Origin of the sequence: Gymnodinialimonas ulvae (genome assembly GCF_037543845.1) — a bacterium.
In the GTDB taxonomy this organism is placed as follows: Bacteria; Pseudomonadota; Alphaproteobacteria; order Rhodobacterales; family Rhodobacteraceae; genus Gymnodinialimonas; species Gymnodinialimonas ulvae.
Window position 1 is genome coordinate 282751 of sequence record NZ_JBBIFX010000004.1, and the last position, 13285, is coordinate 296035.

The 13285-nt window shown below is 61.2% G+C and carries 12 protein-coding genes; 11 read left to right on the forward strand and 1 reads right to left on the reverse strand.

From position 1 onward, the window contains the following. Positions 1–288 precede the first annotated feature (288 nt). The 10 genes from V8J83_RS18520 to pdeM all read left to right on the forward strand — a co-directional run bounded on the left by V8J83_RS18520 (position 289) and on the right by pdeM (position 11918). Positions 289–1551 carry a CpaE/TadZ family protein gene (locus V8J83_RS18520; RefSeq protein ID WP_339987981.1) on the forward strand — a complete coding sequence of 421 codons (1263 nt, stop codon included), beginning with the start codon at positions 289–291 and terminating at the stop codon, positions 1549–1551. After that, positions 1552–3030: a TadA family conjugal transfer-associated ATPase gene (locus tag V8J83_RS18525; RefSeq protein ID WP_339987982.1), complete on the forward strand. Its 1479-nt coding sequence runs from the start codon at positions 1552–1554 to the stop codon at positions 3028–3030. A gap of 14 nt (positions 3031–3044) precedes the next feature. Continuing rightward, positions 3045–4013, forward strand: a complete 969-nt coding sequence (locus V8J83_RS18530; RefSeq protein WP_339987983.1) for a type II secretion system F family protein — start codon at positions 3045–3047, stop codon at positions 4011–4013. 39 nt (positions 4014–4052) lie between these two features. Next, positions 4053–5033 (forward strand): type II secretion system F family protein, encoded by a 981-nt coding sequence (locus tag V8J83_RS18535; RefSeq protein WP_339987984.1) that lies wholly within the window; start codon positions 4053–4055, stop codon positions 5031–5033. Positions 5034–5097: 64 nt separating this feature from the next. Continuing rightward, positions 5098–5712: a tetratricopeptide repeat protein gene (locus V8J83_RS18540; protein ID WP_339987985.1), complete on the forward strand. Its 615-nt coding sequence runs from the start codon at positions 5098–5100 to the stop codon at positions 5710–5712. Positions 5713–5775: 63 nt separating this feature from the next. Continuing rightward, on the forward strand, positions 5776–6618 hold the full coding sequence (locus V8J83_RS18545; protein ID WP_339987986.1) for a tetratricopeptide repeat protein: 843 nt from the start codon (positions 5776–5778) through the stop codon (positions 6616–6618). A 145-nt stretch (positions 6619–6763) separates the two neighbouring features. Next, entirely contained in the window at positions 6764–7291 is a 528-nt protein-coding gene (locus V8J83_RS18550) for an A24 family peptidase (RefSeq protein ID WP_339987987.1), read from the forward strand. A gap of 12 nt (positions 7292–7303) precedes the next feature. Continuing rightward, positions 7304–8626 (forward strand): DUF8689 domain-containing protein, encoded by a 1323-nt coding sequence (locus tag V8J83_RS18555; protein ID WP_339987988.1) that lies wholly within the window; start codon positions 7304–7306, stop codon positions 8624–8626. 148 nt (positions 8627–8774) lie between these two features. Next, on the forward strand, positions 8775–11201 hold the full coding sequence (locus V8J83_RS18560; protein ID WP_339987989.1) for a ligase-associated DNA damage response DEXH box helicase: 2427 nt from the start codon (positions 8775–8777) through the stop codon (positions 11199–11201). Positions 11202–11252: 51 nt separating this feature from the next. Beyond that, a complete protein-coding gene (gene pdeM / locus V8J83_RS18565; RefSeq protein ID WP_339987990.1) occupies positions 11253–11918 on the forward strand; it encodes a ligase-associated DNA damage response endonuclease PdeM in 666 nt (221 codons plus the stop codon). Between the two features lie 15 nt (positions 11919–11933). Here pdeM and V8J83_RS18570 read toward each other — a convergent pair whose 3' ends face one another. Further along, positions 11934–12734, reverse strand: coding sequence for a LytTR family DNA-binding domain-containing protein (locus V8J83_RS18570; protein ID WP_339987991.1), 801 nt, complete (start codon positions 12732–12734; stop codon positions 11934–11936). Between the two features lie 102 nt (positions 12735–12836). Between V8J83_RS18570 and V8J83_RS18575 the strand changes: the two genes are divergently transcribed. After that, entirely contained in the window at positions 12837–13268 is a 432-nt protein-coding gene (locus V8J83_RS18575; protein ID WP_339987992.1) for a PaaI family thioesterase, read from the forward strand. The last annotated feature ends 17 nt before the right edge of the window (positions 13269–13285 follow it).

Here is a 13285-nt window from a genome sequence, read left to right on the forward strand (position 1 = left end):
TAACGATCAATAAAGTCAGTATGTTAAACCGCGTCGGGGCCTCTCCGGCGCGGTTTTTCGTTTGGCGACAAACCACTGCGATGTCCTCGAATTGTATACGTAATCCCTTTTTTGTGTCCCATTCTCGCCGTTTTTTTCCAGCACCTTCATCTTTGGGAAGGACCGAAGTGGCATGAGTCGTTTCGGCACCGAAATGGGTCCATGGATCGACTGATCGAGCAGAGCGGTCGTCCCATGCGAATTCGAGAGTATGACCCGGGGAACCTCGGGCAGATTGGGATTTGAGGAATGAGTAGCGGACTGGCATTGAAATCCGAACCGTCGCCGATCATCGCGTGCACGGTATCAAGCATGGTTCATCACTTCGGTCTTCTGATCGAGGATATGGAAACCGAGTTAGGCGAAGCCTGGGGTGATCTGGGCTTTGAAGAAGCGCGCGATTTCATCAACGCGCTTGAACCCGGCAATCTGGAATTCGTCGCACTGGCCGTGCGCGAAGAGGATGAGGCCGATCTCGGTCGCGTCGGCGAGGTGATCCGCGCCGCCCGTTCGAAAGAGATCAAGGTCATCCTGATCCCCGAAAACCTGTCCACCGCCGGATTGCGGGAACTCCTGCGCCTGGGCGCCGACGATTTCGTCCCCTACCCGCTGGCCGAGGGCGCATTGCACGACGCGATCGAAAAGATCCGCGCCAAACCCGTGCCTGCGCCGGTGCCCGATCTTCCGGCCGACGGCCCCGCCGCTCCGGCGACCGGCCAACGCCTCGACACGCAATCCGCCATTTTCGCGGTCCAGAACCTCGCCGGTGGCACCGGTGCCACGACGCTGGCCGTCAATATGGCGTGGGAACTGGCCACGATCGACAAGACCAACCCGCCCTCTGTGTGCATCATCGACCTCGATCTGCAGCAAGGCTCGGTTGCGACCTATCTCGACCTGCCGCGCCGCGAAGTCATGCTGGAGATGTTGCAAGACGCCTCCAACATGGACACCGACGGCTTCAAGCAGGCTCTGATCGGGTTCGAGGACAAGTTGTCGGTCTTCACGACGCCCTCGGAAATCGTGCCGCTAGATATCATCGGCCCCGATGAGGTCAGCGCCGTGCTCGACCTGGCCGCGCAATGCTTTGACATCGTCATCATCGACATGCCCCGCACCATGGTCATGTGGACCGAAACCGTCCTGAACCGCGCGGACATGTATTTCGCCACGCTGGAGCTGGACCTGCGCTCGGCCCAGAACGCAATGCGCTTCATCAAGGCCCTGCAATCCGAAGATCTGCCGCTGGACAAGGTGCAATATGTCCTCAATCGCGCCCCCGGCATGACCGATCTCAACGGCAAGACCCGCATGAAGAAGATGGCCGAAAGCCTCGGCGTCTCGTTCTCCAACCAATTGCCCGATGGCGGCAAGCAGGTGTCTCAGGCCTGCGACAACGGCGAACCCTTGGCAGATTCGGCCAAGAAGAACCCGCTGCGCAAAGAAATCACCAAACTCGCCGACGGGCTGTTCAAAGCCATGGTCGGCGACGTGAAGGCGAAGGGTAAGTAAATGTTTTCCAAATATAAAAAGCCCGGCCAAGCGCCGGCCACCGGAGCACCCGGTGCCGGCGCCAACGCCTCCAAACCGGCCGAAAATGCCGCCAGCGCGGCAGCCCCCGAAGCCCCCTCGCCCAAGGTCGCGCGCCAGCCCGACAATGTGACGGAGATCGCCAAGACGCCCGCCACACCCGACGGCGACGACAAGGATCGCAAGCGCCGCCTGCGTCTCGATGAAATCAAAACCGAGATGCACCATCGCCTGCTCGACAACCTCAACCTGTCGGCACTCGAAGGCGCCAAGGACACCGAACTGCGCTCCGAGATCACCGCCATCACCAGCGAACAGCTGGCCGAACTCGGCATCGTGCTCAACCGCGAAGACCGGCAGACGCTCAACACCGAACTCTTCGACGAAGTCACCGGCCTCGGCCCGCTCGAGCCGCTGTTGCAAGATGAAACCGTCAACGACATCCTGATCAACGGGCCGCAACGTGTCTTCATCGAACGCGCCGGCAAGCTCGAACTCTCGGACGTGCGCTTCAAGGACGAACGCCACCTCCTGCGGATCATCGACAAGATCGTCTCCGCCGTGGGCCGCCGCGTCGACGAATCGAACCCCTATGTCGACGCCCGCCTGAAAGACGGCTCGCGGTTCAACGCCATGGTGCCGCCGGTTGCCGTGGACGGCTCGCTCGTCTCGATTCGTAAATTCAAGAAAGAAAAGCTCGGCATCGATGACCTGGTGAATTTCGGCGCCTTCTCCGAGGAAATGGCCGCCTATTTGCAGGCCGCCGTCGCCTGTCGCCTCAACGTCATCGTCTCCGGCGGTACGGGCTCGGGTAAAACCACAACGCTCAACGCGCTCTCGTCGTTCATCGACAACAAGGAACGCGTGCTGACCATCGAAGACACCGCCGAACTCCAGCTGCAACAGATCCACGTGGGTCGCATGGAAAGCCGACCGCCCAACGTCGAGGGCAAGGGCGCGGTGACGCAACGCGACTGTCTGCGCAACGCGCTGCGGATGCGTCCCGACCGCATCATCGTCGGCGAGACACGCGGCGAAGAAGTCATCGACATGCTGCAGGCCATGAACACCGGCCACGACGGCTCGATGACCACGATCCACGCCAACAACGCCCGCGATGCCTGTTCGCGCCTTGAGAACATGGTCGCCATGGCCGGGATCGAGATGCCGCTGAAGGCTGTCCGCGCCCAGATCGCGGCGGCTGTGCACCTCATCGTGCAGGCCTCGCGCCTGCAGGACGGCTCGCGCCGCATGGTGTCGATCACCGAAGTCACCGGGATGGAGGGCGAGGTCATCTCCATGCAGGAAGTCTTCCGATATCAGCGCACAGGCCTTGAACCCGACGGCAAGATCATCGGCCATTTCACCGCATGCGGCGTGCGCTCGCATTATTCCGAACGGTTCCGGCAGTGGGGCTACGACCTGCCCAATGCCATCTATGAACCCATCGCAGCTCAATAAGGGGCGACGCCACCATGCAACTGTCCATTGAACCGCTCATCTACATCGGCATTTTCGTCGGTGTGATCATGCTGGTGAACGGCATCTACCTGCTGGTTTTCGGCAAGTCGATCAGCCTGAATGCCCGTGTGAACCGCCGCCTGACGATGCTCGAATCCGGCACCAGCCGCGAAGACGTCCTGGCCAAACTCCGCAAGGAGCTCGACCAACACAAGGGCGGCGTCAGCCTGCCCTTCTACCAGATGATCGCCGACAAGGCGCAACGCGGCAACATCGCGTTCTCGCCCAATCAGTTGATGCTGATGATGCTGGTCGGCGGCGTCGTGTCCTTCCTTTTGATGACGATCCTGACCGGTGCCTCCTTGCCCCTGCGCGCGCTCGGCTCGATCGCGATGGGCGTGGGTGGTGTGTATTTCTGGGTGAATTCCAAGGCCAAGAAACGCATGGCCATGCTCGAAGAACAGCTGCCTGATGCAGTCGAATTGATGGTACGCAGCTTGCGCGTCGGCCATCCCTTCGTCTCCGCCATCAACACCGTCAGTCGTGAGATGTCCGATCCCATCGCGTCCGAGCTTGGCATCATCGCCGATGAGGCCGCCTATGGCCGCGACGTCGCCGAAGCGATCCAATCCATGGCCGAACGCCTCGATATTCAGGATTTGCGCTTCCTGGCCGTGGCCGTGGGCATCCAACAGACCTCGGGCGGCAACCTCGCCGAAATCCTGCAGGGTCTGGCCAACGTGATCCGGGCGCGCTTCAAACTGTTCCGCAAGGTGCGCGCCATCACGGCAGAGGCCAAATGGTCCGGCAACTTCCTGTCGGTCTTCCCGATCCTCGCGCTGATCGGCATCAATGTGGGCCAGCCCGATTATTATTCCGAAGTGATGGACACACCCGCCTTCATTCCGGCCGCCGCCGTCGTGGCCGTCATGCTGGCCTTGAACATGATCATCATGCGCATGCTCGTGAACATCAAAGTTTAAAAAAGGGGCCTTCGCGCCCGCGTAAGAAAGAGCAGTCCGATGGAATTTATCTCAGGTCTCTTCGATAGCGTGAACGAGTTTCTTGTCGCGCAACTGGGTGAACTTGGCCCCCTGATCGCCGTGGGCGGGTTGGGTGTGCTGCTGGTGGTGGCCGCGCTGCCTTCCCTGCTGAAAAAACAGAAGGATCCGTTCAAGTCCCTGCGCGAGAACCGCACGGATGCCGCGGCCGGCAAAAAGCAGGATGGCCTGCGCCTTTGCGGCAAGAACGAAAAGCTTGAACGCTTCGCCCAATATCTCGAACCGCAGGACGAGCAAGAGCTCTCCGCCACCCAGATGCAGATGATCCGCGCCGGGTATCGGTCGAAATCGTCGATCCAGATGTTCAATTTCGCTAAGCTCGCCCTGGGCATCGGCGGCCTTGTGTTGGGCACGCTTTACGTCCTTGTGGCTGGCGGCGGCTCGGCTCAAAGCTCGGTCCTGACCGTGCTGGTCCCCGGTCTGGTTGGCTACTACGCGCCGAAATACTGGATCTCCCGCCGGGTGCAGGCCCGCGAGGATCAGATCAATTCCGGCTTTCCCGACGCGCTTGACCTCATGCTGGTCTGCGTCGAGGCCGGTCAATCACTCGATCAGGCCATCGTGAAGGTCGCCCGCGAAATCAAGGCCTCCTACCCCGCCCTCGCTGAAGAATTCGAGATTGTGAGCTTCGAGATGAAGGCCGGCAAGGACAAGGCCAAGGTCCTGCGGGACATGGGCGAACGCGTCGATATTCAGGACGTGAACTCCTTCATCACCACGCTGATCCAATCCTCGACCTTCGGTACATCCATCGCCGAGGCGCTGCGCGTCTACGCCGACGAGATGCGCGACAAACGGGTGATGCGGGCCGAGGAAAAGGCCAACAAATTGCCCACCAAGCTGACGCTGTTCACCATGCTGTTCTGCGTCCCGCCGCTCTTGATCATCCTGATCGGGCCGTCGGTCTACGGCATCGCCACCGACCTCAACGGCGGCGGCTGACCCGGCCGTCCCCACCGCGGGACGCACCGAAACAAAACCAATGCAACAGGCGCCCGCATCGCGTATGCTGGCGCCCGAGTGGTTTTCAAAAACAAAAGGCGCGCAAGTGCCCCGCAAATGTCTCCTGATCCTCGCGCCCCTGGCGCTCTCGGCCTGCCTCGGACCGCCCCGGCTCGATACCGGATTTCCCGATCTGACCGGCCTGAATATCCCCGACACCGTCAACGGCTATGACGAAGGCATCGACGGGCTGATCGTCGGCGACCGGCTGATGGCCAATGGCGAATATGAACTGGCGCTGCGCGCCTATTACCGCGCCGCCGCCGAGGAGGGGCTCAACATCGACCTGGTCACCGCCATCGGCGCCGCGAACCTCGCGCTCGGGCGCCTGGGTCAGGCCGAAGACCAATTCCGTCGCGCAATTGCCACACAGCCAGATTTCGTGCCTGCCCTCAACAACTTGGGGGCCACCCTCATTGAGAGGGGCGAATATGGTGAGGCCCGGCGCATCCTCGAACAGGCATTCGCCCTCGATAGTGGCAGTTCGGAAACGATCCGCAACAACCTGCGCCTCGCTATCGCGCTGATGGAAAATCAGGTATACCCTGAAGATGAGCAAAATCGGCCCGGGCTCATCCGGCGTGGCGGCGGTGTCTACACCCTGACCGCGGGCGGCTGACGATCCGGGGCGAAAACAAACGAAGGCGTGGCGCAAGATCACGCCCCAAAGATGAGGCAGAGCATGACCCGTATCCTCCGGTTTGCCCCGGCGGCCCTTGCCGTCTTGGCGCTTGCAGCGTGTAACACAACCGACGCCGAAGTCGAACGTGCGCTCGATCCACTCAACGTGATCGACGAAACCAACATGGCCGACATCATGCTGAGCGCCGCCGCCCCCGATGAGGCGGTCAATTACTTCCGCCGCGCGGCCACCGAAGATCCCACCCGCATCGACCTGCAACGCGGCCTGGCCACCAGCCTGGTGCGCGCCGGACGTGCCGGCGAAGCGTTAACGGTATGGCAACGGGTCCTCGACCATGAGGCCGCCATGGATCAGGACCGCGTGGACTATGCCGATGCCCTCATTCGCAACGGCGATTGGGATGACGCGCAGGCGCAACTCGACGCGACCCCGCCCACCTTCGAAACCTACGAACGCTACCGGCTCGAAGCGATGATCGCCGACAGCGACGAAGAATGGGATCGCGCCGACAGCTTCTATGAAACCGCCGCCGGGCTGACGACCCGCCCCGCCAATGTCTACAACAACTGGGGCTACTCGCTCCTGACCCGGGGCGATTTCCCGCGTGCCGAGGAAATGTTCCTGCGTGCGATCTCCTATGACCCGGACCTGTTCACCGCAAAGAACAACCTGGTCCTCGCCCGCGCCGCGCAGGGCAATTACCAATTGCCGCTGGTCAACATGAACCAGATCGAGCGCGCCCAATTGCTGCACACCGCAGCGTTGGCCGCCATCCGCCGCGGCGATGTGCGGGACGGGCGCGGCCTTCTGACCGAAGCCATCGACACCCACCCGCAGCATTTCGAAGACGCGGTCACGGCTCTGCGCGCGCTCGACGCCTGACCTCGGGCCCATTTGCACGACCTCGGGGCCCCTTCGGGCCCCGAAGCGTTTCCAGATTTACCGAAACGACCCTGTTCTTGCCCCTATTCAGCCCGATTTAATCGCCACAAATCGGCAAAACCGTTTCCAAAATCGGGAAAAGAACATGAATTTCGACGTAGCCCTTACCGCCAGCCAGGCCTGGATATTCCTGCCGATCTGCTTGCCGATCGCATTGTGGGCGATCTACACGGACCTGACCGAACTGAAGATCAAGAATGTGGCCGTGACGGCGCTCTTCGCGGGCTTTATCGTGCTGGGTCTCTTCGCCCTGCCGCTGCCGGAATATGCCTGGCGCTTCAGCCACTTCGGCGTTGTCCTGCTGATCGGGTTCGTCCTGTCGGCGATCGGGATCCTCGGCGCGGGCGACGCGAAATTCGCCGCCGCCATGGCGCCCTTCATCGCCCTGCCCGACGCCATGCTGGTCCTCGCGATCATCACCATGTCGGCCTTCGCCTTCATGATCGTGCACCAGATCGCCAAACGCATCCCCGCTGTCACCGCCGCCACGCCCGGTTGGGCCTCCTGGGACACGGGACGGCGCAGCATCGGCAAGCAGGCTTTTCCCTATGGCATCGGCATTTCCACTGGCCTGATCGTTTACATGATCCTCGGCATCACCGGCACCGCGTAAGGACGAAATCCCATGAATATGCAGGTCACAGACAATTCCACCGCCTTCGCCCCACCGGCCCTGCGCAAGCTCACCGATACGGGCCTGACGCCGGTGATGATGCGCGACATCGTGCTCAAGACGATCTTCCGCAAGAACGTCGAACAAATCTCCGAGATCGCCAAGGCCGTCTGCCTGCCGATCCCGCTCACCACCGAGCTGATCGACATGCTCCGCGACCAGAACCTGTTGCAGGCCACCGGCACGCTGCACGCCACCTCGTCGTCCGAGATGGGCTTCCAGCTCACCGATGGCGGCAAGGCCCGCGCGCTCGATGCGCTCAGTCAGTCGGAATATTATGGCGCGATGCCCGTGCCGCTCGAAGATTACAAGGTGCAGGTCAAGCGCCAGTCGATCCGCGACATCAAGCTGACCCGCGACATGTTAGAGGCCTCCATGGGTCACCTGATCCTGCCCGACGGGCTGATTGATCAGCTTGGGCCCGCCGTGGGCTCGGGCCGCTCGGTCCTGATGTATGGCCCGCCCGGCAACGGTAAATCCTCGATCGCCGAAGGCATCCGCGCGGCGATGGGTGACAACATCTACGTCCCCCATGCGCTGGCCTACGCCGGTCAGGTCATCACCGTGTTCGACCCGATCGTGCACAGCCCGATCATGGCCACCGAAACGCCCGAGCAAACCAGCCTGCGTCGCGCATCGTCGAAATTCGACACCCGCTACCTGCTGTGCCAACGCCCGACCGTCATGACCGGCGGCGAGTTGAACCTCTCCATGCTCGACCTCAACTACAACGCCGTCAGCCGCACCTATCAGGCCTCGCTGCAGCTCAAATCCACCGGCGGCGTCTTCATCGTCGACGACCTTGGCCGTCAGGAAGAGCCACCCCAGGCGCTGATCAACCGCTGGATTGTTCCGATGGAGGTCAATTATGACATCCTCGCGCTGCAATCGGGTGAGAAATTCGAAGTCCCCTTCGACACGCTCGTGGTGTTCTCGACCAACTTCCACCCCAACGAGATCTTCGACCAAGCGGCCCTGCGCCGGATCTTCTTCAAGGTGAAAATCGACGGCCCGAACCAAGAGCAATTCCTGAAAATCTTCGCCATGGTCGCGAAGAAAAAGGGCGTGCCGCTCGACGAGGCGTCGCTGATCCACATGCTCAAGAAAAAATATCCCACGATCGACAACATCTACGCCAACTACCACCCGGTGTTCCTGTGCGATCAGATCAAGGCGATTTGCGAATTCGAAGGCATCCCCTACCAGATGACCCCCGATTTCATCGACCGCGCCTGGGAAAACCTTTACGTCCGCGAAGAGAAGATCGTGCACTGACGCTTTCTTGGCACGGCGGGCGGGGCGTCTTCGGTCTTTGACCGAACAGCGTCGCCTGCCGTGCCAAACGGAAAGACAAAAAGAACTACAGAAAAACTACAAAAAAACTACACATACATTCACGCGATTTTCGACCTATGTTCGCCCCATGGACACGCGTGCAGCAGCCCCCCTCCCGCCTCAGATCGAAGGCTGGTTCAAAGCCCGCGGCTGGTCCATCCACCCGCACCAGCAACAGATGCTCACATTGGCAGATCAACCCTGCCAGCTCCTCATTGCCCCCACCGGCGGCGGCAAGACCATGGCCGGGTTTTTGCCCACACTCGCCGAGCTTGCGGACGGGGCGCACGAAGGTCTCCACACACTTTATATCAGTCCGCTCAAGGCCTTAGCCGCCGATATCAAACGCAACCTAACGGTTCCCATCGAAGAAATCGGCCTGCCCATCCGCGTCGAAGACCGCACCGGCGACACCCCATCGAGCCGCAAGCGGCGCCAACGCGCCGACCCGCCGCACATTCTTCTGACCACCCCCGAAAGCCTCGCGCTCCTGACCAGCTATGAGGACGCCGCGCGCACCTTCGCGGGCCTGCAACGCGTCATTGTCGATGAAATCCACGCGCTCAGCGAAAGCAAACGCGGCGACCAACTCATGCTCGCCCTCTCCCGCCTCTCCGCCCTGCGCCCCGGCCTGCGCCGTGTGGGTCTTTCGGCGACAGTTGAGGACCCGGACGCCGTGGCGCGCATCCTCGCCAAGAACCCCGACCCCTGCGCTATTCTGCAAGCCGATCCTGGCCCGGATCCCGACATCCGCATGCTCACGACCGAGGCCCCACCGCCGTGGTCCGGAGGCGGCGGCAGATATGCGATGCAGGCCGTTCTCGAGCAAGTAAAGGCCCATAATACAACGCTTATCTTCCACAACACCCGCGCGCAGGCAGAGATTTTCTTCCATCACCTCTGGCTGGCAAACGAGGACCAGATCCCCATCGGCATCCACCACGGTGCGCTTGCCCGCGAACAACGCGAGCGCGTCGAACAGGCCATGGTCAACGGCGAACTGAAGGCCATCGTCTGCACCGGATCGCTCGATCTGGGGATCGATTGGGGCGACGTCGATCTCGTGATCCAGGTCGGCGCACCAAAGAACGTCAAACGCCTCGTTCAGCGCATCGGACGCGCCAACCACCGTTACAATGCACCCTCCAAAGCCTTGATCGTGCCAGCAAACCGGTTCGAGGTGATCGAATGCGTCTGCGCGTTGCAGGCCGTGCGTGAGCACACGCTTGACGGCGACACCGACCACACCGGCCCGCTTGATGTGCTTTGCCAACACATCCTGATCCGGGCCTGCGCCGGGCCGTTCTCCGCGGATGCGTTGTTCACCGAGGTGCGCACCGCGGGCGCTTATGCAGACCTTCCGCGCGCCACCTTTGACCGCTGTCTCGACTTCGCGGCGACCGGCGGTTACGCGCTGCGTAGCTACGACCAATGGCAACGCCTGATCGAACAAGATGGCACCTACCGCCTGCGCGACCCGCGCGCCACGACCCGCATCCGCATGAATATCGGCACCATCGTGGATGCCGACAAAATGGCCGTCCGGCTGCACAAAACCCGAGGCGGCAGGCCGTTGGGCGAGGTGGAGGAATACTTCGCATCAACCCTGCGCAAGGGCGATACCTTCCTGATCGGGGGCGAAATCGTGCGCTACGAAGGTATGCGCGAGATGGTCGTGGAGGTCACGCGCACCCCCTACCAAAAGCCCAAGATCGCCACCTTCATGGGCACCAAATTCGCCACTTCCACGCAGCTCAGCGACCGTATTCTTGCGATGTTCCGACAAGACGATTGGCCTGAATTGCCAACCCACACCCGCGAGTGGCTGAACCTGCAACGCAAGGTCTCACAACTGCCCGAACGCGATCGACTGCTGGTTGAAACCTTTCCCCACGACGGGCGCGAACACCTCGTGGCTTACGGGTTCGCGGGGCGCAACGCACAGCAGACACTTGGCCTGTTGCTGACCCAGCGGATGGAGGCGCAGGGTCTGAACCCGATGGGCTTCGTCTCGACCGATTACGCGACGCTGATCTGGGGTCTGGACAACGTGACCGACGTCGCCCCGCTGTTCTCGCGCGAAAATCTGATGGAGACCATGGAAAGCTGGCTCACCGACAACGCCGTGATGAAGCGCACCTTCAAGGGCAGCGCGATCATCGCCGGTCTGGTGGATCGCGCCATGCCCGGCGGCAAACGCAAATCCGGGCGGCAGGCGACGTTTTCAACTGATATCCTTTACGATACGTTGCGCAAATACGACCCCCACCATGTGATGCTTGAGATTACACGGAACGAGGCGATGCGCGGCCTTGTCGACTTCGGCCGGGTCGAAGAGATGCTGGACCGTATCGGCGACCGCATCGATCACAAGCCGCTAAGCCGCGTCACGCCACTTGCAGCCCCCCTGTTTTTGGAACCCGGTCGCATCCCAATCCAGGGGCTCGCCAATGAGCGCCTGCTTGAGGATGAGGCCGCACGCCTGATGGAAACGGCGGGCCTGTCCCTCGAATGACCCCGCAAGTTGCGCTTGCACCGAAAGCTATGCGCAGAATATGAACGAAACATGAACGCTCTCGAATTCCGATTTTGTGGCGAGACCCTCGCGGCCCTGTCCTCCGGCGCGCTCTGGTGGCCTGCGCAGGCCACGCTCGTGGTCAGCGACCTGCACCTGGGACAGGCCAAACATATGGCACAGCGCGGCGGGCCGATATTGCCGCCCTATGAAATTCGGGAAACGCTGGACCGCCTGATCGCCGATTGCGACACGACCCACGCGGCGCGGGTGATCTGCCTTGGAGACAGTTTCGATGACCTCGCCGCTGCGCGCGCAACTGCCCAAGCCGTCACAGACCGGCTTGCTCCGGTGATGGCCGGGCGCAAATGGATCTGGATCGAAGGCAATCACGATCCCGGTCCTGTCGACATCGGAGGCGATCACCTTAGCCAGATCAACATCGCGCCGCTGACCTTTCGCCATATCGCTGGCGACACGGATGCCAGCGGCGAGGTTTCGGGCCATTACCACCCCAAAGCGCGGGTGAAAGCCCGGGGCCGTACGATCACGCGACCTTGTTTCCTGCTTGATGCGGCGCGTCTTATCCTGCCGGCCTATGGCACCTACACCGGCGGGCTGCACTGCGATCACCCTGACCTCTCGGGCCTAATGGGTGACGGTGCGACCGCAATTCTGCTGGCCCGCCCGCCCATACGCATCCCGATGCCCCGTTGAGCTACCGGGTGGCATTCAGCCGTCCGAAAGTGTTACTCCCGCATCCGTCAAACCCGACACATAGGTTGGGCTGACCGGAACGCTCGCCCCGCACCGCAACTTTGCGACGTATCGGCGTCCGTCTTGCTGCAACTTGTCGATGGCATCAAAAGCCAACCAATGGGAGCGATGCACCTGCATGCCCGACGCGCCATCAAGCTGAATCAAGACGTCGGCAAATCGCATCCGCACGGACGCTTCGCCCTTTTCTGTATAGATCTGCGATTGCCGGTCATTTGCGGACACCCGTTGGATCGGGCCGCGCATATCCGGCTCCAAATGACGTAACAGCGGGATCACCGCATCAGTGTCTGCGAGACGCTGCGCTGCGACGGGTTCGGGCTGGACCGGGGCCGCAGTCTCCGAAGGCGCGAGGACAAAGTGGCGTACCAGCAACGGCACCAAGCAGATCAGCCAGATCACAACGAGATGTTCGAAAAACGCGCTCCACCCGGCAACGATCTCACCCAGAAGCTGCCGGTTTACCCACCAGATCACTGGCGCAAGGCAAAGACCAATGGCAAAAACTGCACGGAAATCACGCCGTAGCGTGCTGCCGGGTATCGAGTGGCGAACCCACACGCGAATCCAATGAGCCGGCAGAAGAAAACCGCTGATCAGCGCGCCCCAATACAGGGTACGCTGGCCCAATCCAAAACGCTCATACGTCGAAAACGGGCCGACAAGCGAAACAATGATGATAGCCAGAATGCAGATCGCAATGCGAACATACCAATCCCGCTTGGGCCCAAACATACCCGTCAGCGTGTCTTTCATTAACACTCTTTTTCATCTACGTCTTAATTCAATAAAGCTTTAAATAGTGCTGTAATTACATTGGCTTCAAGAGAAAAGATGGAAACAATCGAAAGACTTGGAATGACCTCTGAGATCACGCAGCGCATTAACCAAAGCTTTGCCCGGCAAGACATGATGAATACACTTGGCGCGCGTATTGATAAAATCGACACCGGGAAAGTCGTATTAACCATGCAAATCGCGCCATTCATGAGCCAGCAGCATGGCGCCGTCCACGCCGGGGCCACCTTCGCCCTGGGCGATAGCGCGTCGGGTTACGCGGCCTTGACGGTGATGGAGCCCACAGTGGAAGTGATGACGGCCGAAATGAAGATCAATTTGCTCGCCCCCGCCGTCGGCGCGCGCCTGATTGCCTCCGGCCGAGTGGTGAAGGCCGGAAAACGGTTAATCGTGACCCAATGCGATATTGAGGCCGAGGACGAAAATGGCGCGCGGAAGGTAGTCGCCATCCTTCAGGGAACCATGGTTCCGGTACAGACGCCGTCCACGTGACGATCCCCGTACACACG

What these genes read in the sequence shown, in the direction of transcription:
- V8J83_RS18575 (WP_339987992.1), top strand. Translation starts at nt 12,837, where the DNA reads ATGACCTCTGAGATCACGCAGCGCATTAACCAAAGCTTTGCCCGGCAA.
- V8J83_RS18535 (WP_339987984.1), top strand. Translation starts at nt 4,053, where the DNA reads ATGGAATTTATCTCAGGTCTCTTCGATAGCGTGAACGAGTTTCTTGTC.
- V8J83_RS18555 (WP_339987988.1), top strand. Translation starts at nt 7,304, where the DNA reads ATGAATATGCAGGTCACAGACAATTCCACCGCCTTCGCCCCACCGGCC.
- V8J83_RS18550 (WP_339987987.1), top strand. Translation starts at nt 6,764, where the DNA reads ATGAATTTCGACGTAGCCCTTACCGCCAGCCAGGCCTGGATATTCCTG.
- V8J83_RS18545 (WP_339987986.1), top strand. Translation starts at nt 5,776, where the DNA reads ATGACCCGTATCCTCCGGTTTGCCCCGGCGGCCCTTGCCGTCTTGGCG.
- V8J83_RS18520 (WP_339987981.1), top strand. Translation starts at nt 289, where the DNA reads ATGAGTAGCGGACTGGCATTGAAATCCGAACCGTCGCCGATCATCGCG.
- V8J83_RS18570 (WP_339987991.1), bottom strand. Translation starts at nt 12,734, where the DNA reads ATGAAAGACACGCTGACGGGTATGTTTGGGCCCAAGCGGGATTGGTAT.
- V8J83_RS18560 (WP_339987989.1), top strand. Translation starts at nt 8,775, where the DNA reads ATGGACACGCGTGCAGCAGCCCCCCTCCCGCCTCAGATCGAAGGCTGG.
- V8J83_RS18540 (WP_339987985.1), top strand. Translation starts at nt 5,098, where the DNA reads ATGCTGGCGCCCGAGTGGTTTTCAAAAACAAAAGGCGCGCAAGTGCCC.
- pdeM (WP_339987990.1), top strand. Translation starts at nt 11,253, where the DNA reads ATGAACGCTCTCGAATTCCGATTTTGTGGCGAGACCCTCGCGGCCCTG.
- V8J83_RS18525 (WP_339987982.1), top strand. Translation starts at nt 1,552, where the DNA reads ATGTTTTCCAAATATAAAAAGCCCGGCCAAGCGCCGGCCACCGGAGCA.
- V8J83_RS18530 (WP_339987983.1), top strand. Translation starts at nt 3,045, where the DNA reads ATGCAACTGTCCATTGAACCGCTCATCTACATCGGCATTTTCGTCGGT.